This window comes from Bradyrhizobium sp. 170, assembly GCF_023101085.1.
Taxonomy (GTDB): domain Bacteria; phylum Pseudomonadota; class Alphaproteobacteria; order Rhizobiales; family Xanthobacteraceae; genus Bradyrhizobium.
The window spans coordinates 8181796-8200072 of sequence record NZ_CP064703.1; the positions used below are offsets into that span (position 1 = coordinate 8181796).

Annotated in this window: 13 protein-coding genes and 1 pseudogene; 7 read left to right on the forward strand and 7 right to left on the reverse strand. The window is 63.6% G+C overall.

The annotated features are described in order from the left end of the window. Positions 1-294: 294 nt before the first annotated feature. The 3 genes from IVB05_RS38560 to IVB05_RS38570 all read left to right on the forward strand — a co-directional run bounded on the left by IVB05_RS38560 (position 295) and on the right by IVB05_RS38570 (position 4605). Positions 295-1368: a hypothetical protein gene (locus IVB05_RS38560; protein ID WP_247781318.1), complete on the forward strand. Its 1074-nt coding sequence runs from the start codon at positions 295-297 to the stop codon at positions 1366-1368. A 264-nt stretch (positions 1369-1632) separates the two neighbouring features. After that, a complete protein-coding gene (locus tag IVB05_RS38565) occupies positions 1633-3516 on the forward strand; it encodes an ethylbenzene dehydrogenase-related protein (RefSeq protein WP_247781319.1) in 1884 nt (627 codons plus the stop codon). Then, the gene (locus tag IVB05_RS38570; RefSeq protein ID WP_247781320.1) at positions 3517-4605 is read left to right on the forward strand and encodes a 2Fe-2S iron-sulfur cluster-binding protein; all 1089 of its coding nucleotides are present in this window, start codon (positions 3517-3519) and stop codon (positions 4603-4605) included. A gap of 118 nt (positions 4606-4723) precedes the next feature. On the opposite strand, the gene IVB05_RS38575 is transcribed toward IVB05_RS38570, so the two are convergent. After that, complete coding sequence (locus IVB05_RS38575) at positions 4724-5530, reverse strand: MBL fold metallo-hydrolase (protein ID WP_247781321.1); 807 nt, start codon at positions 5528-5530, stop codon at positions 4724-4726. Positions 5531-5790: 260 nt separating this feature from the next. On the opposite strand from IVB05_RS38575, the pseudogene IVB05_RS38580 reads away from it, so the two are divergent. Further along, a pseudogene (locus IVB05_RS38580) lies at positions 5791-6549 on the forward strand (adenylate/guanylate cyclase domain-containing protein); the annotation flags it as partial. A 231-nt stretch (positions 6550-6780) separates the two neighbouring features. Here IVB05_RS38580 and ggt read toward each other — a convergent pair. The 3 genes from ggt to IVB05_RS38595 are packed head-to-tail and all read right to left on the reverse strand — an operon-like array spanning position 6781 to position 11532. Beyond that, complete coding sequence (ggt, locus tag IVB05_RS38585; protein ID WP_247781322.1) at positions 6781-8403, reverse strand: gamma-glutamyltransferase; 1623 nt, start codon at positions 8401-8403, stop codon at positions 6781-6783. A gap of 24 nt (positions 8404-8427) precedes the next feature. After that, positions 8428-9513, reverse strand: a complete 1086-nt coding sequence (gene dctP, locus IVB05_RS38590) for a TRAP transporter substrate-binding protein DctP (protein ID WP_247781323.1) — start codon at positions 9511-9513, stop codon at positions 8428-8430. 42 nt (positions 9514-9555) lie between these two features. Further along, positions 9556-11532, reverse strand: a complete 1977-nt coding sequence (locus tag IVB05_RS38595; RefSeq protein WP_247781324.1) for a primary-amine oxidase — start codon at positions 11530-11532, stop codon at positions 9556-9558. Between the two features lie 62 nt (positions 11533-11594). On the opposite strand from IVB05_RS38595, the gene IVB05_RS38600 reads away from it, so the two are divergent. Beyond that, positions 11595-12635, forward strand: coding sequence for a helix-turn-helix domain-containing protein (locus IVB05_RS38600; protein ID WP_247781325.1), 1041 nt, complete (start codon positions 11595-11597; stop codon positions 12633-12635). Positions 12636-12647: 12 nt separating this feature from the next. Here the strand turns inward: IVB05_RS38600 and IVB05_RS38605 are convergent, their stop codons facing one another. Beyond that, complete coding sequence (locus IVB05_RS38605; protein ID WP_247781326.1) at positions 12648-13529, reverse strand: dihydrodipicolinate synthase family protein; 882 nt, start codon at positions 13527-13529, stop codon at positions 12648-12650. A 158-nt stretch (positions 13530-13687) separates the two neighbouring features. Between IVB05_RS38605 and IVB05_RS38610 the strand changes: the two genes are divergently transcribed. Both IVB05_RS38610 and IVB05_RS38615 read left to right on the forward strand, forming a co-directional pair. Beyond that, complete coding sequence (locus tag IVB05_RS38610; RefSeq protein ID WP_247781327.1) at positions 13688-15097, forward strand: FAD-binding oxidoreductase; 1410 nt, start codon at positions 13688-13690, stop codon at positions 15095-15097. A gap of 51 nt (positions 15098-15148) precedes the next feature. Further along, positions 15149-15814, forward strand: coding sequence for a GntR family transcriptional regulator (locus IVB05_RS38615; protein WP_247781328.1), 666 nt, complete (start codon positions 15149-15151; stop codon positions 15812-15814). An 18-nt stretch (positions 15815-15832) separates the two neighbouring features. On the opposite strand, the gene IVB05_RS38620 is transcribed toward IVB05_RS38615, so the two are convergent. Continuing rightward, positions 15833-16849 (reverse strand): NAD-dependent epimerase, encoded by a 1017-nt coding sequence (locus IVB05_RS38620; protein WP_247787302.1) that lies wholly within the window; start codon positions 16847-16849, stop codon positions 15833-15835. Positions 16850-16898: 49 nt separating this feature from the next. Beyond that, a complete protein-coding gene (locus IVB05_RS38625) occupies positions 16899-18218 on the reverse strand; it encodes a UDP-glucose/GDP-mannose dehydrogenase family protein (RefSeq protein WP_247781329.1) in 1320 nt (439 codons plus the stop codon). Positions 18219-18277: the final 59 nt, after the last annotated feature.

The window sequence follows — 18277 nt, forward strand, 5'->3', positions numbered from 1 at the left end:
TGTGCGTGCGGCCGGGCAAAATTTCGGCACGGGGGACAGCGTCCTGGATTCGCGCGACGGGCGCCGACACGGGCTGCGATACCCTTCTTTGGAGCGCGTCTAACTCGCCGTTTTTCGGCGCGGCGCCCGTCATGGATTCGTCCGTCTATAACCTTGCTTCGGCGCTCAATAGTCGCTGTGTCGGCCGAATGACGCCACGAAGCTCCGCGATCCTTCGTCGTGCGCACATCCTGCTCCCTCGCGGAGGATTGCGCCCATACGTCATGTAACAGAGTGAATAGCAGGGGACGAATGATGGCGGGCTTCGCTGACAAGGAGTATCTTCGCGACGCCGATTTGCCGATCGATGAGGTCGCGAGTCCGCATGCCGCCCCGGAATCGCCGTCCGTCGTGCCCCCTCCCGACGAAACGCTGCCGGCCAGCCAAACGACAACCCGACCGATCGGCTCGAGTTTCTCCGACCTCGGCGCCACCTTCATCGGCATGGCGCGGCCGCCGATGGATGCTTCGTCGCAAAGCGCCCTCGACCAAGGCGGCCAGCGAACCGGCAGCATGGCAAACCACACCAACGATCTCGCGACGGTGCAAAACAATGTGCTGGCCGAACTCAATACAGGCCAGTTTTCCGGCGCCGCGCTGGGTCATGTTCAGGCGATCCTGTCCGACATCACCGCCGCCATCTCGGCAGCCAACGCCTCGGCGAGCGGTGGAGGCATGCCCGGCGCAGAACAAGCGCTCCGCGCCAGCCATCTCAGTATTCTCAACACCGTCAATACCGATCCCGTGCTGGCGAATCCGGCGGCGCCGGTAACCGAACCAATCGCGGCGCGCGAGGCTGTTCCCGCTGACAAGACGGCGGCCACCGCGCCTGACGCCAATTCGGCGGAAACCACCAATCTGGCGGAGGCCGGCGACGCCGAGAACACGGCGCAGACCGACGAGAACCTCGCTGCTGCGATAGCAGAGATGGAAGCGTTGATAGCTGCAAACCCTGAACTGTTCGTTGGGTTGACCGTCGAGGATGCCGACGAGATCGTGCAGCAGATCCAGCTCGAACTCAGCCATATCAACCAGGGGAACGTCCCCCCTGGTGCGGTACAGGACGGCAGTGGCGATATCACCAATATCGTTACGGGCGATATCAATCTGGCAAGCATGACGGTGCAAGGCCCGCCGAACTCGCCTGGACAGCATGCCGTCAACATCGCCGGCGCCAGCGAAACCCAGGTCTCGCCGCAAATTGCCACCATCGCGACCGGCGATGTGCCGGTCACGATCGTAACGACGGAAGCCCCCACGGTCGTCGTCGATCACGGCCATTCGGACATGTCCGAACTGACGCATCATTTACATCACACGTGGGGATAGCGGCGCGCGGCGCGGCCTCCAGCCGTCCCCATGTCCCGGGGATGCTGGAGGCCGATACATCGAGCAAAGAACGCGTTCGCCGATCCGGCGCACGCAGCGGGCGCGCAGAGAACAGGTTTTAGCCGGCCTGCGCCGCAAAGGACGATCTTTAGACGATGGCCTCAACGACGGCTTTGGGGACCATCATTGGTACGGCAGCGACATCGGCGGTTGGAGGAAATCGGCGCGGTTGCTGCCTCGGAAGTGAAGTAGCGGGGCGTATGCGTGAGGCAGCGTAAGACGGATTATGGGACCATCATTCTACACTGGACGTTCGTGGCAGCCTTCGCCGTTGCGCTCGTTACCGGCTTACGCATTGCGACTGAAACGCCCGACCGAACCTGGATCAACTGGTTCGATGCCGTGCTGCCGCGTGACGGCGTATGGCTCGCCCATATGCAGGCCGCGATCGTCCTGGTCGCAGTCGCGATCGGCTACATCGTCTATATGCTCCGCTCCGGCCTCGGGCGCCGCGTCCAGCTCGACAAGGTTCGCCTGCGCGGGTTGTTCGGCCGCGGGCAGGCGAGGTTGAGCGCCGTGATCGCCCTGATGTACTGGATTTTCTTTGTCACGATGTCGGGGCTAATGATCAGCGGCGGCGCACTCTATTTCGGCTTCTACTCCGGCTACGACGTCGCGATGCTGCACTGGGTGGGGACTTGGGTGATCCTCGCCTTCGTCGTCCTGCATGTCCTGACCCAGTTCAAGAGCGGCGGCGCTGCGCAACTGCTGCGCATCTTTCGTCCCGCCCCGCTGCCTGCGCCGCCGCCACGGCTCGATGCCGTCGAACTATTGGGCCTCCTGGCCGAGCAGTCGGCGCGTTCGAAGGAATCCGAAAACGTCGATGTGCCGCCCAAGGTTTCGTCCCACCCGCTGCAGCCCCGCGCCGAGGTGCGCCGCGATCGGACGCCTGAAACAGACCCGGCGCCGCGACCCAACGCCGGCCCCGCACGATCGCGAAACCCGACCCTGCAGGCCAATGCGTTCGTGGTCGCGACCGCCGCCGCGATCACTGGCGCCTCGCTCATCGTAGCTACCGATCGGCTGGCGGTGGATAGTGTGCAGATTCGCCGCATCAACGCCGCCGACGCGCCGATCCTCGACGGCGACACGTCCGATCGGGCCTGGCGTGGCGTCAAGCCGTTTTCGCTGCTGACCGGCGAAGGCGGAAATTTCGACGGCAAAGGAGAAGCCAGAATCGAGGTCCGCGCGGTGCACGACGGCACCTATGCGTACTTCCTCTTCACCTGGCAGGATTCGACACGCTCGCTGAAGCACCTGCCGCTCGTCAAGGAAGCCGACGGATGGCACCTGCTTCATTCCGGCTTTCAGCTCGGCGACGAGCATCGATACAACGAAGACAAGTTTTCGGTGCTGCTGACCACCTCGGATGTCACGTTGGCCGGCGGCCGAACCTTTCATCCAGGGCCGCAGCCGGTCGCCGGCGCGCCGGCCACCATGAGCGGCCGCGGACTGCACTACACGGAGACCGGCTATGCCGACGTCTGGCAGTGGAAGGCGACGAGCGGCGCGACCGGATGGATGGACGACGCCCATTTCGGGCCTCCGTTGAATCCGACCCCGATGCAGGCGGCCAACGTCGTTCCGTACAAAGGCGGCTTCGCGCCCGACCCGGGAACGGCAAACTACCGGGACAATTTCACCGTCGAGGCCGACACGTCAGGCGGTCCGCGCCGCAGCCGCCTGGTCGCCCCGCTGCGCCTGCCCAAAGTCGTCGCCGCCACGACGGACGCGCTGGGGGATATCGACCTCGATCCCAACCACGGCGAAAGCGACGGCGCGCGCTGGTTCATGACCGAGAAGGATTCAGTTCCCTATTCGACCGACGTCGACGCCCGCATCCCGACCGGGACTGTGATCCCGGGCGTCATCCTGAGCGGCGAATTTTCAGGCGATCGCGCAGACGTTCGAAGTGCAGCCCGCTGGGCTTCCGGCCATTGGGCGCTCGAGGTGAAACGTCGGCTCGACACAACAAGCAAGTTCGACGTGCCGATCAGAAGCGGCGTCTTTATGCGGGTCGCCGCCTTCGATCACAGCCAGATCAGACATACACGGCACGTTCGGCCGATTCGTATCGAGGTGGAATAAATGTCAAAGATTTGCAAGGTCACGATCAATGACGAGCCGTTTCTGGCGAATCGCGGCGAGCTTCTGCTCGATTGGGCGTTGATGAACGGCGTCGATCTTCCGCACGATTGCCGCGCCGGAATCTGCGGCGCCTGCCGCGTGCGCCTGGTCGACGGCCAGGTGTTCGGCGGCCACAGCCGGGGCGACGACATGATCCATGCCTGCCAGGCCCGGATCGTCTCCGATCTCGAGATCGCGATCGAGGCCGCGCCCGAGCCGGTGGCGCTGTCGGCGGAAGTGGCGCAAACCGTTCAGCTCGCGCCCGACGTGGTTGGCGTCGACATCGAACTGCCGAAGCCGCTCGACTATCTTCCCGGCCAGTATTGCAAGCTGCAGTTTCAGGGCTTTCCGGCGAGGTCCTACAGCCCGACTTTTCCGCTGGAAGGCGCTCCCAACGATCACATGCTGCACTTTCACATCCGAAAGGTTACGGACGGGCTGGTATCCTCGGCGCTCGGCCAGGAAATCCGCGCCGGGCATCGCGTCAGACTGACGGGACCGTACGGCCGCGCCTTTTTCAGGAAAGGCCATGCCGGCCGCATCGTTCTCGTCGCCAGCGGCACCGGTTTCGCCCCGATGTGGTCGGTCGCGGTCGCCGCGATCATGGAGCAGCCGCAGCGCGAAATGGTCTTCATCGTGCAGGCCCGCAGCATCCGCTCGCTCTACATGCATGCCGCGCTGTGCCGGCTGGCGCTGTTTCCCAACGTCAGGCTGATCCCGATGGTGTCGGAGCCGCAACAGATCTCGCACGCCATTCAGAGCGGCAGGCCGACCGATCATCTGCCGAAGCTCACGCCGGACGACGTGGTCTATACCGCGGGCGCGCCGGCGATGACCGACGCCGTGGCGCGGATTGCAAAGGCCGCAGGCGCACGGTGCTACACCGACCCGTTCGTGCAGGAGCCCCGGACGGCCGAACAATCAGGGTTGATGTCGCGCCTCACCGGCTGGCTCAACGAGCCCAAAAGCGGGACTATCCCGCCACAACCGGCGCGAGAGGCGGCGCCGATGCCGCGAGGCGTAGCTGCGGTTGGCGCCGGCAACCGCTAGCCGGCGACAGGTTAGCCGTGGCGGTCATGCTGCGGGAGCCAGCAATTTCTCGCATCCGGTGCCAGTGATGATCGACGACACCGCTTGCCGCGCGGCGCCGTCGAGCTTGCCGTATTCCTCAGCCGGAGATCGCCGCGATATAGCGCTGGACGGACATCTCGAACGCCGCCTTTGCATTGTCGGCGATGTTGCGGCCCCACCATGCGCCGTAGATGCGGTCGAAGGCCAGCGGCCCGACCGCAGCCCAGATCCGCCGCACCGCCGCGGCGTTGAGCGGAATGTAGTTCGGAAAACTATACATGAAGCTGAGCGAGCGGCGATCCATCGCCACCATCGCGACGTCACCGGTGAGCAATGCACCCCTGCCCTCCGCGCCTGCGCGCCAGTGCATCACGGTGCCGCCGGCGAAATGTCCGCCGGTCCGCACCAGAACAATGTCGTCGGAGAGCCTGTGGCTGTCGCCGGTCCATGGCACGATGGCCGGGTGAGGCCGCGTGACAAGAGCGCGATCGTCGCCATGCAGATAGACCGGTGCGCCGCCGAACGCCTCACTCCAATCGGCGACCGCGCCATAGTAATGCGGGTGCGAGACGGCAATCGCCTTCAGGCCGCCGAGCGAGCGGACGTAGTCGATGGCTTCGCGGGTGACCAGCGGCAGGCAATCCCACATCACGCAGCCATCTGCCTCCCGCACCAGGAGCGCGCGTTGTCCGATCGCGAAAGATGGTTCCACGGCCAGTCCGGAAATGCCGAGATCGTCGCGCCAGACGAGCTTGTGGTGCGTCGCCAGTTCCTCGCGCGTGAGCCACGCCTGCCCCTTCCAGTTCACATATTGCCGCTCGTCCTCGCAGACCGGGCAGGCCCGCGGCGGCGCAGCGCTTTCGGGAAACTGGGCGCCGCATTGTTCGCAGGTCCATAGCGGCATAGCGTTGCTCCTGTTCGAGGCGTGGTCGGGCTGCGACAGAACTCGCGGCCGCACGACCAATCGGTCCAAATGCCAAGGATTCTGGCACGTTACGGGAAGTTTGGGTATTGCGGCCTGGAGGGACGGCGGATAGGCTTCGCTTGACGCCGACCGGATGGACCGGGTTCCGCGAAGTCGCGCGGGTACCCCGCCGTGATCGTCCTGGTTGTCCTAACCTGGGAGCATTTTGCTGCGACCGATTTGTGCGGGATACCATCTTCATGAGGCGCAAGATCGCCGCAATTCTGGTAGCCCACATCGCCGACTACGGCAGGTTGGTCGCCGATGACGAAGAAGAGACGCTGCGGCGAATGGCGTCGTGTCGAACCACCATTGACGACTTCATTGCGATAGCTGGCGGCCGCATTTTCAATACCGCGGGCGATGCACTTCTTGCAGAATTCCCCAGCGCGGTCGAAGCGGTGCGCTGCGCCATCGACATCCAGGAAAGCCTGCGCACGCGGAACCTCGCTTATCCGGCCAGCCGGCAGATGAGCTACCGCATCGGCATTGGCATCGGCGACGTAGTCGAGCGCGAGGGCGATCTGCTCGGCGATGGCGTCAATATCGCCGCGCGCCTCGAAGGCCTGGCCGAAGTTGGCGGCATCTGTATTTCACGCGCGGTGCATGAGCAGGTGACCGGCAAGCTGTCCGCGCGATTTATCGACATCGGCGCGCGGAATGTGAAGAATATTCCGGCGCCGGTCCATGCCTATATCGTGGCGACGTGGGACGATGGCCGATCTTATGGGGCGCCGCAAGCGACTGCCACTCCGGCAAGCGCTAAATCGTGGCTTTCGGTCGCACTCATCGGTGCCGTCGCGCTATGCACTGCGGCTTTCGCTTTCTTGTCTGCAACCCAGAGGCCCGATGGCAAGGCTTCGTTGAGCCCAACTGCTGCCGCAGCATTGCCGCCAGTGTCAACGACCCCACCTCCGACATCGTCATCGGCTGCTACATCGTCACCACCTCCGGCAACGTCAACGCCCGCCCCAGCCATCCGTCGCACCAGTTCGGCTAAAAACGAAGCGGAGGTTACAAAGCGTTCCTTTCAATCCTGCAAGGATCTTGCGACCCAACGCGGTTGGGGTGGCAATGAATCGCTCGGAAAGACAGCCTTTATCACCGCATGCATGAAAGGCGATCTTGATTGAGATCGACTCCTGCCTTCGCGTTCCGGTGCCCGAGTTCGACCGCGACTGAGCAGTGACCTAATACCCGATCGCCGCCCCATCGCTGCGCGGGTCGGAACCGCCGCTCAACATGCCGTTCTGCCGGCCGATCGTGATGCCGTGCGCGTGACCGGCCATTTCGTTCCAGGCGCCCCAGCGGTTGATCGCGTGGCCGCGTTGTGCGAGCGCATCGATCGTGCTTCCGGGAAAGCGGCTCTCGATATGCAGCGTGTCGCGCGCCTCGCCGAGCGCGAAGCGGCCGGACAGGAACCGCGGCGTCTCGATCGCTTCCTGGATGTCGAGACCGAAATCGATCATCGCCGAGTAGAGCTGCATCTGGATCTGCGGCTGGCCGTCCGCGCCCATGCAGCCAAGCACGCTCCAAAGCTTGCCGTCGCGTTTGGCCATTGAGGCAATCAGCGTATGCAGCGGGATCTTGCCCGGCTCGAGCCGATTGGGGTGGTTGCGATCGAGCGAGAAATAGGCGCCGCGGTTTTGCAGGATGACGCCGGTGTTTCCCGCAACCACGCAGGAGCCGAAGGCGCCATACAGGCTTTGAATCAGCGACGCCGCATTGCCGTCGCGATCGGCGGCGGCGACATAGACCGTATCGCCGGACAGGCTGCCGAATGACGGCACCATGTCCCATTTCAATGCCGACCTTGCGTCGATCAGCCGGCCGCGCTCGGCCGCGTATTCTTTCGATATCAGCCGCTCGACCGGCACATCGGCAAACGAGGGATCGGCGAGCACCTGATCGCGGTCGTGATAGGCGATCTGCTTGGCCTGTACCAGGAGATGGACATGGTCGGGCCCGAGGAAATCCTTTCGATGTAGTTCATGCGGCGCGACGAGGTTGAGCATTTCGAGCACGGTAAAACCCTGCGTCGGCGGCGGCGTGTTGAAGACCGTGACGTCGCGGTAGCGGCCAACAAGAGGCTCGCCCCAGACGGCCTTTTGCCGGCTGAAATCGGTAATGCGAAACAGGCCACCCGCGGCTTCCGAGAAGCGCGCCATCTCGGCGGCGACTGGCCCTTCATAAAATCCAGACCACCCGTCATCCGCGATCGATTGCAGCGTGCGCGCTAGATTTGCGTTGGCAAGCTTCGTGCCCGACCGCACTGCCGTCCCATCGGGAAAGAAAAGCGCTGCGGCCTCTTGATCCCGCACCAGATCGTCGCGCGTCATCTCGATGAAGCTGGCAAGGCGGCCGGTGACCGGAAAGCCGTCGCGCGCGTAGCCGATGGCGCTTTCCAGCACACGCCGGAGCGGCAGCCGCCCATGGACGCTGTGCGCTTCGATCCAGCTCGCCACCGCGCCCGGCACCGTCAGGGTCGCCGGCACGATACCCCGAAGCGGGATCTCATTCAGCCCGCGCGCTTCGAGCGAAGAGAGCGTGGCGCCCTCCGCCGCCTTGCCGCCGCCATTGAGGTAGCGGATCTCGCCGCTCGCGCCGTCATGAATCAGCCAGAACGCGTCGCCGCCGAGACCGGTCATGTGCGGATAGACGACCGCGAGCACCGCGCTGGTCGCAATCGCAGCATCGATCGCGGAGCCGCCGGCGCGAAGCACGTCAAGGCCGGCCGCGGAGGCGAGCGAATGCGGCGACGTCACCATGCCGTTTGAGGCAAGCGTGGCGGGCCGGCCGGTACGAATGTCCAATTCAAGCCCCCGATATGCAAGCCGTCAGGCGCGGATCCGTTTGATCATGTAATTGTCGTAGGTGGCCTCGCAGACCTGATGCCATTGGTACTGTTCGTTCCGGAATGCGATCGTCGAATCGTAGAGCGCCTTGAACTTCGCGTTCTTTGCGGAGACCTCGGCAAACAGCTCGTTCGTCGCCTTGAACGATGCATCCAGGATGTCGGCCGACAACGGCCGCAATTGCGCACCGGCCGCAACCAGGCGCTTGATGGCAGACGCGTTGCGAGCGTCGTATTTGGCGGTGAGGTCGGCTGCGACCTGGCCTGCAGCAATTGTCACCATGTTCTGGTAGAGCTTCGGCAGCTCGGCCCATTTCGCGCTGTTGATGTAAAGGAAGCCGTTGGCGTATCCTTCCCACCAGCCGGGATAGTAGTAATAGGGCGCGACCTTGAGGAAGCCGAGCTTCTCGTCATCGTAGGGACCAATCCACTCGGCGGCGTCGATCGTGCCCTTTTCGAGCGCCGGATAGATGTCGCCCGGAGGAATCTGCTGCGGCACAACGCCGAGCCGGCTCAACACCTGCCCCGCCACGCCGCCGACGCGGAATTTGAGGCCCTTGAGATCATCGAGCGTCTTGATCTCCTTGCGGAACCATCCGCCCATCTGCGCGGTCGTGTTGCCGAACGGGATGCCCAGAATGCCGAACGTGCCGTAGAGCTCGTTGAGCATGTCGAGACCGCCGCCATAGGCGAGCCAGGCATTCATCTGTCGCGTGTTGAGGCCGAACGGAACGGCGGTGCCGAACGCAAACGCAAGGTCCTTGCCGATGTAGTAATAGGAGGCGCTGTTCCCCATCTCGACGGTGTTGTTCGCCACCGCATCGAACACCTGAAATGCCGGCACGATCTCGCCCGGACCGTATACGCTGATCTGGAATTTCTGGTCCGACAGATCGGCGATCGCCTTCGCAAACATCTCGCAGGCACCGTAGAGCGTATCGAGCGTCTTCGGAAATGATGTGGTGAGACGCCAGCGCAAGGCGGGCGTGGACTGGGCGATGGCGGGCACCGCGACGGCGGTAGAGGCGACCGCGGCGCCAGCAACTTTGAGGAGCTTCCTGCGATTCATGGTCAGTCTCGTTCGATGAAATGAAAAGCTGACGGCGGGCCTTCAGCCGCAGCACGAATCCTTATCCCTGTTGTCGCGGCTCGCGCTGTTGCGATCAGGCGGCAGATCCATCGCCGGATTCTCGGCAAAGAAGCCGTTCGGCTTCAGCGTGAAGCCGACATATTCGACCGGCATCACCGGAAAGTCTTCGGGGCGGCAGACATGCGTCGCCCCGAAACTGTGCCAGACTACGATATCCTGGTTTTCGATCGAACGATTTTTCGCAACATATTTCGGCAGGCCGTCGCCGCCGGCATGCTGGTTCGGAAACTCGCCGCTGGCGTAGCGCTCGTCGGGTGCATAGCGCGTCACCCAGATGTGCTTGGTCGCAAAGCCGCCGCGCGAGGTCATGTAGCAGCCCTCCTGCGCAAGCATGACCGGCGCGCTGTGCGCCAGCAGCTTGTAGGCCGTCGGGCCGCCGACGCTGTTCTTTTGATTGGGATTGTTGATCTTCCAGTACCGCCCTGTCCGACCGTCGGCCTCGCGGACCGCGTCGCGCTCGCGAGAGAGAAGGCGCGACGTAGTATCGAACACGTTGCCGTACGGGTTGTCCGTTCCCCACGGCCGCGGCCGGAACTCGTGCTCGGTGACAGTATTGCCCTCGCCGTCCAGCATCATGTGCAGTCGCGCGTTGAAGAAATGCTGGTGGGTGGGCCCGCCGAGGTTTTCGTCCACCATGCCGCCCCACGGATAGGGCTTGCCCGGCGCGATCGCCGCCGTCTGGATGATACCGGTGAGCTTGACTTCGAGCTGAATGGTGCCGTCCTGGTAAAAGTACCAGAAGAAGCCGTAGTCGTAGTTTCCAACCGTCGTGAAGAACGAGATGACGAGCCGCCGCGAGCGCCGCACCTCGAAGGTCTCGTTGCGGAATTCGTAATGCTTCCAGAGGATGCCGTAATCCTCTTCGTGCAGGCAGATCGCATTCTTCATGATCGCGGGCTTGCCGTAATCGTCGGCGACCGGCACGTCGAAATAATGGATGTGACCGAGGCAGTCGCAGCCGAGTTCGAGCGCGTTGGCGAGCTTGCCCAGTCCATACTCCCCGGCGTCAAACGCGCATTTCCAGAAATGGTTCGCGGTCGGATCGGCGTAGGGCACGATCATGTCGGTGACACTGGCCCGATAGATGATCGGCCGCTCGCGCGCACCGTCGCGAAACGATATCTGGTGAAGCACGAGGCCCTCGCGCGCGGTCCAGCCGACGCGGAACGACCAGTTCTGCCAAGAAACCTTCCATCCCTCGACCATAAAGCTCGGGCCGTCCTTCTGCACGACATCCAGCGGCTTGACGTCGTTGCGCGTTTGCGGGATCGAGGCGCGGTCGTAGTTGCGCGATTTTTTCGGGATCGGAATGATTTCGGGCTCGTCGACCAGATGGACGATCCTGTTCTCGATCAGGTCAACGAGCGCGACCACGCCTTCGATCGGGTGCGCGTAGCCATTGTCCTTGAGATCCCTGCGCCAGTAGGACACGGCGCTGACCAGCCTGCGGCCCTTTTCCACCTGGCGGTCGAAATAGCCGGCTGAAAACGGATCGACCTGAACCAGCTCGATATCCTCATCCTTCAGGCCGCGTCGCTTCATCGCACGCCGCCAGTCCGCGTCGGCCTTGACGATGTCGCCGACCTTGAAGACTTCCTCGATCGTGATCGGCGGCTGGCCGTAAGGATGGGCCTTGGTCGAATACTCCAGCCATTCCGTCACGCGCCTCGAATCGAGATCTACCGTCGCGACATGCGTTGCACCGGTCTTGCTGTCGAACAAGGTGACGGCGGCCCGCCGTGGACGTGCGCCAGCCGGCTTCCATCCGAGCACGTCGGATTTGGCCGGCTCTTCGAGCTGCACGTGCGTAAATCGCGCGTGCGGGCCGAGCCGCTTTTCCGTCCTCAATATTTCGGACGCCAGCGCGACTTCGGTCTCGCTGAGCGGGTCGAGCGGATGACCGGCATCTACGCCGGCGGATGGCTTTGTACGTACCATATCGGACCGAATTCCCCCTAGGGTTTCTGGCCACAGCCTACGGCGGCCCGAGGCGCCGCGTCTTGAATGAACCTGCCACGTCCGGCCGGTTCGGCCCTTGCCAGAGCCACCAATCCTGGGCGACGCTGGAGGACCACAAACCGGATCTCGTTCGCACGATGCCCATCAGCGTCTCCACCGACCCGATCCGTCCGACCGAGCGGACCGCCTATTGGACCGAGGCGATCTGCCGGTCATTCGCCAATGTCGAGACCAGGCCGCTCGGCTCTGCGATCGTCAGTGGCCACTTCGAGTTCGTCGAGATCGGCGACGCCAAGCTTGTCCGCTTCGATAGCAGCCCGCAATGCTACACCCGCGACGCCAGGCTCGTGAGCCGGGCCGGCTCCGACGAATTCATGTTCGATTTCCAGCGCCGCGGGCGAAGCGCGATGGTGCAAGCCGGCAACGAAGGTACGATCGATCCGGGATACGGCGTGCTCTACGATGCACGACGCCCGTTCGAGGACCGGCTGTTCGGTCCCGAGCAACGCGCGGAATTGCTGATCGCGACGGTGCCCGCCGCGTCCCTGTTGCGATCCATTCCCGAGGCGGAGCGGCTTTGTGCAAAACCCATCCCCTTGTCCGGAACGGTGGCCCGCTCGATTGCCGCCCTGGTCCGCGACGCAATCTCCAGTTCATCCGCGCCGGCCAAACAGGACGCGCCTGATATCGCGGCCTATCTATCGGCCCTGCTGCACCTTGCCGTCGGCGCCAGCCATCAACTCACCCGCCCGGGTCTGTTTGGTCTGATCGACATCCATCTAAGGGCAAATATCGCCAGCGCCCGGCCTGCGCCGGCGCTTGCCGCCCAATTCGGCATCTCCGAGCGGACGTTTCATCGCATCTTTGCCGACCGCGAAACCACATTCGAACGGCATGTTCTTCATCTGCGCGTCGAGCTGTTTCGAAATCTGCTGCGGCAGAAATCACTGACCGGGACTTCGATCGCGAGACTTGCGCATCAGTGCGGCTTCGCCGATGCCGCCCACGCGACCCGCACATTCAAGAACAGATTTGGCGCCACGCCGCGAGACTTTCGCGAAGGGGCGCCGGCCGGGCCTTAGTCCACTGCTCGCTCAAGCGGCAACGGCCCGCGACAGCGAATCCAGCTTTGCCGTAAGCGCGGCGCCGTCGGGTGCTGCGCGCAGTGGCGCGCGGACCCGCAGCCAGCCGGCATCGCCGGTCTGCTCGGCGAGGATAGCCTTGAGCGCTGGCGTAAACGGCAGGTCGGCGATGACCGAGAGCACGGCGCGCATCTGCGGCTCCGCGTCTCCGCCATCCAGCATGGCCCGGACCAGATGGGGGACGATGTTGCCAAGGCCACAGATCGTGCCGGCGCCGCCCTGCGCCATCGCGCGGGCGATATCGACCTCGTTGCCCACGGTGATCGCCAGATCCGGCGCAGCGGCGCGAAACGCCTGAAACTGTTTGAAATCGGCGCTGCTGTCCTTGAGGCCCGCGACGATCTCTCCGTAATGCGCACGGAGACTGGCCGCCACCGACGCCGGCACGCCGACGCCCGAGGTCTGCGGAATATGATAGAGCGTGGCTCGCAGCCGATCGTCGGCGACGTCATCCAATATGGCGGCGAACGCGTCCTCGATGCCTTCCGCACTCGCGTCACGATAGAAATAAGGCGGCAACAACAACATATGTCTCAATCCCAGACCCAGCGCCGAGCGGGTGAGCGCGACGCTATCGGTCAAGGCCGGAAAGCCGCTGCCTAGACCCATGCGTGACGCCGGGATGCCTGCCTTCAAAAGCGCTTCGACGGTTGCAAGCCGTTCCGCCGCGCTGAACGACGTCCCCTCGCCGGTAGTACCAAACAGCACCACGCCGTCGACCTTCTTCGCGAACAATTGGAACACATGTCGCGCCAGCCGGAGATGATCCACCGAGTCGTCGGCCGACAGCGGCGTCGGCGTCGCTACCCAAAAGCCACGGATCGCATCGGTCATTATTCGCTCCCTTGTCGCCGGAACCGGTGCCCCGCCATCCGTCGGTGTTGACACTTCTTGTATCTTACATACAAGATAGCCTCAAGGGGGATTTCGGGAGCGGAAACACCGCTTTCCGGTCCACGGCGCGGCACGTACCGCGAAGAAACGGGCACGCCATGCACGCCATGAAACGCGACGAAGGCCGGGAAGCGCTCAGCCAGTTGCAGCGGAAGCTCGGCGCCCAGGCCGTTCTGCTCGGCGCCGACGTGCCGGCACGCAATGGCAACGACTGGAGCGCAAGCCTGCCGCAGACTCCGCTCGCCGTCGTGCGCCCGGTCGATGCCGCCGGCGTATCTGACGCGGTTCTCGCCTGCCGAAAGGCCGGACTGTGTTACGTGCCACAGGGTGGACTGACCGGTCTGTGCCGCGGCGCTTCGCCGGAGGCCGGCTGGGTCGCGATCTCGCTGGAACGCATGGTCGGCATCGAGGAAATCGATCCGGCGAGTGCCACCATGACGGTGCGGGCCGGGACGTCGCTCGAGACCATTCAGAAGGCGGCCGACGAACGCGGCATGTTTTTTCCGCTCGATCTCGGTTCGCGAGGTTCTTGTGCGATCGGTGGCAATCTTTCCACCAATGCCGGCGGCAATCGCGTCATTCGATACGGCATGACGCGCGAACTGGTGCTCGGTCTCGAGGTGGTACTGCCCGACGGCACCATCATGACCAGCCTCAACAAGCTCATCAAGAACAACGCCGGCTACGACCTGAAGCATCTCTTCATCGGGTCGGAGGGCACGCTCGGTATCATCACCCGCGTGGTGCTCAAGCTGTTTCCAAAACCGCGTTCGACGATGGCCGCGCTCTGCGCCGTTCCGGATTATGCGGCGGTGCTCGCGCTCCTGAACGAAGCGCGCAGCGGGCTCGGTCCGCTGCTATCCGCTTTCGAAGTGATGTGGCCCGACTACTGGGACGTGATCACGACGCGCGCGGGCGTCCGCTCGCCGGTCGGCACCGGTCACGGCCTCTATGTACTGGTCGAGGCGCAGGGCACCGACGAGGCAACCGATGCGCCGCGGTTCGAGGCCTGGCTTGCGGACCTCCTGGAACGCGGGATGCTGAGCGATGCGGCGGTGTCGCAATCGGTCGCGCAGACGCAAGGTTTCTGGGCGGTGCGTGACATCTGTTCGGAATTCGGCCAGGTGCTCGGCCCGCACATCCCCTACGATATCGGCCTCGCCGTCGCGGGCATGGACGAATTCGTCCGGCGCTGCAAGGCAGCGCTTGCATCCGGCATTCCCGGTTGCGACAGCGTCTATTACGGGCATATCGGCGACGGCAATCTGCACCTGGTGTCGTGGGTGCCGGGACTCTCCGTCGACCAACAGCCGAAGGAAGAAATGGACCAGATCGTCTACGGCCTGGTCCGCGAGATGGGCGGCAGCGTCTCGGCCGAGCACGGCATCGGAACGCTAAAGAAGAAGTGGCTCGGGCATGCCCGCAGTGAAGCCGAGATTGCGCTGATGCGCACGCTGAAGGCTGCGCTTGATCCCGATCGCCTCCTCAATCCGGGAAAAGTGATCTGATCGATCCGCAGGTCGCAGGCGGCGCAGCAAAGGAAACGGGGCGGTGACGCCATGAAATCATTCAAGCTCGATACGCCAAAATCGCTGTCGCAGAAGGTGATGCTGCGGTTGCGTCAGGCGATCATCGAAGGCGAATTGGAACTCGGCTCCATCATCGCCGAGGAGATGCTCGCGCAATCCTTTGGCGTCAGCCGCACGCCGGTTCGCGAAGCCATGAGCCTGCTGCAGGCGCAGGGGCTCGTCGTGGTGAAGCCGCAGGTCGGCAGCTTCGTCTTCACACCGAGCGCCGCCGACATCGACGAGCTCTGCACCTTCCGTATCCTGATCGAGCCCAAGGCGGCCGAACTCGCCTATCGGCATGACCGCGACGGCGCGCTGAAAGCGCTGACGGCGGCAGTCGCGGACATGAAGCAGGCGGTGGCGGCAAAGGATACGCTCGCCTACGGCTCGGCGGACACCGCATTCCACGACGCCCTGTTTGTCCATTGCGGCAATCATTATTTGATGCAGTCCTATCAACTCATCGCAGGGCGGACCGCCGCGCTGCGCACCAATTTGAGTTCGCCGATCGACGTCCAGACGCCGGCGTCATTCGATCAGCACCGCGAGTTGCTTGATCTGTTCGAGCGCGGGAAGTTCGAAGGCTTTACGAAACTGATGACGGTGCACATCACCAATTCCGGCCACGCCTACGCGCACGCCCTGGAAGTGGCGTGAGCTTACCGTTCTATCCGGTCAAGCCTCACAATAACTGCGATACCAGGCCGCAAACCTGTGGATGCCGTCCTCGATCGGGGTCGCCGGGCGAAAATCCACGTCACGTACGAGGTCATCGACATCGGCATAGGTCGTCGGCACGTCGCCCGGCTGCATCGGCAGCAGTTCCTTGTTGGCCTTGCGCCCGAGCTCCTGTTCGAGGATATCGAGCACACGCAGCAATTCCTGCGGCTTGTTGTTGCCGACATTGTAGATGCGCCAGGGGGCGATGCTCGATCCCGGGTCTGGAATTCCGCCCAGCCCGGCCTGCCCGACCTGCGGCGCACGGTCGATCAGGCGGACCAAAGCTTCCGTCACGTCGTCCACATACGTGAAGTCGCGAAGCATCCGGCCGCCGTTGAACAACTTGACCGGATCGCCGCGGACGATCGCGTCCGCAAACACGAACAGCGCCATGTCGGGGCGATACCAGGGGCCGTACACCGTGAAGAACCGCAAGCCGGTGCAGGGTATCCCGTAGAGATGGCTGTACGAATGCGCCATCAACTCGTTGGCCTTCTTGCTCGCGGCATAGAGGCTGATCGGATGGTCCACGTTGTCGTGTACCGAGAACGGCAGCTTCCGGTTGGCCCCGTAGACAGACGACGAGGACGCGAACAGCAAATGACGGCAGCCATTGTGCCGGCATCCCTCCAGAATATTGGTGAAGCCGACCAGATTGGCGTCGACATAGGCGTGTGGATCTCTCAGCGAATATCGCACGCCCGCCTGCGCGGCCAGATGGATGACGACGGGAAATCGATAGCGCGCGAACAGCGCCGGCATCGCCACGCGGTCTGCCACGTCCAATTTTTCGAACTGAAAGCGCGGGTCGGCTCTGAGGATATCGAGCCGGGCCGCCTTCAGCCGCGGATCATAATAGGAATTGAGATTGTCGACCCCGACGACGCGGTGGCCGGACTGCAGCAGCCGCTGCGCCACGTGGAATCCGATGAAGCCCGCGGCTCCCGTTACCAGAATTGCCTGATCCGGCATTATCATCCGTGCATCCTCAACCAGCCGATGTCATGGCGGCGCATCAGGGTCAGTACGCCACCGATTTCGGCCGACCAACGCCGCAGTACAGAAAGCCGTTCCGCTCCACCTCCTCCGGGGAGTAGATGTTGCGCAGATCGACGATGACGGGGCAGGCCATGATGGTGGACAATTCCTTCAGATCGAGCGCGCGGAACTGCTCCCATTCCGTGACGATGACGAGCGCGTGGCATCCCCTCGCGCAACGGTAGGCGCTCTCGCAGAAGGTGACGTTCTCGAACACCTTCTTCGCCTGCTCCATGCCGACGGGATCGAAGATCCGAACCTCGGCTCCCATGTCCTGCAGCGCGGTGACCAGCGGAATCGACGGCGCGTCACGCATATCGTCGGTATCGGGCTTGAAGGTTACGCCGAGCACCGCAATGGATTTTCCCCGCAGATTGCCGCCAAACGCGTTGGCGACCTTGCGCGCCATCGCCCGCTTGCGCTGGTCATTGACGGCAACCACCGTTTCCACGATTCGTACCGGCGATTCATTATCCTGGCCGGTCTTGATCAGCGCCATCGCATCCTTTGGAAAACAGGAGCCGCCGAAGCCCGGGCCTGCGTGCAGGAATTTCTGACCGATCCGGTTGTCGAGGCCGATCCCGCGCGCGACTTCCTGCACGTTGGCGCCGACCTTTTCGGCAAGGTCCGCAATCTCGTTGATGAAAGCAATCTTGGTGGCAAGGAAGGAGTTGGCGGCATATTTCGTCAGTTCGGCGGTGCGGCGGTCGGTATAGAGGATCGGCGATGCATTGAGATGAAGCGGCCGGTACACCTCGGCCATCACGCCGCGGGCGCGCGCGTCATCCGTTCCGATCACGATCCGGTCTGGATGCTTGAAGTCGCGGATCGCCGCCCCCTCGCGCAAGAACTCGGGATTCGAGACGACGGCCACCGTGGCTTCCGGATTCTCTTCGCGGATGATGCGCTCGACCTCGTCGCCGGTGCCGACCGGAACCGTCGACTTGGTGACCACCACCGCTCGCTCCGGAAGCACGCCCGCGATCTCGCGCGCCGCCGCATATACATAGGACAGATCGGCATGGCCGTCACCGCGACGCGACGGCGTGCCGACCGCGATGAACACCACCTCCGCTTCGCTGACCGCCGACTTCAGGTCGCTCGCAAATGACAGGCGGCCCTGCCCGACATTTCGTGCTACCAGCTCGGCAAGTCCCGGCTCGTGAATCGGCATCTCTCCGTTGTTGAGGCTGGCGACCTTCTCCGCGTTGCTGTCGATACAGACGACCTGATGCCCAAAATCGGAAAAACACGCCCCTGACACCAGCCCGACATAGCCGGCGCCAATCATCGCTATATGCATTACGGTTCCTGTCTGAAAAGCCGCGCGCGGCCTTGGCCGCGCCGACGGATGGCCGGTGA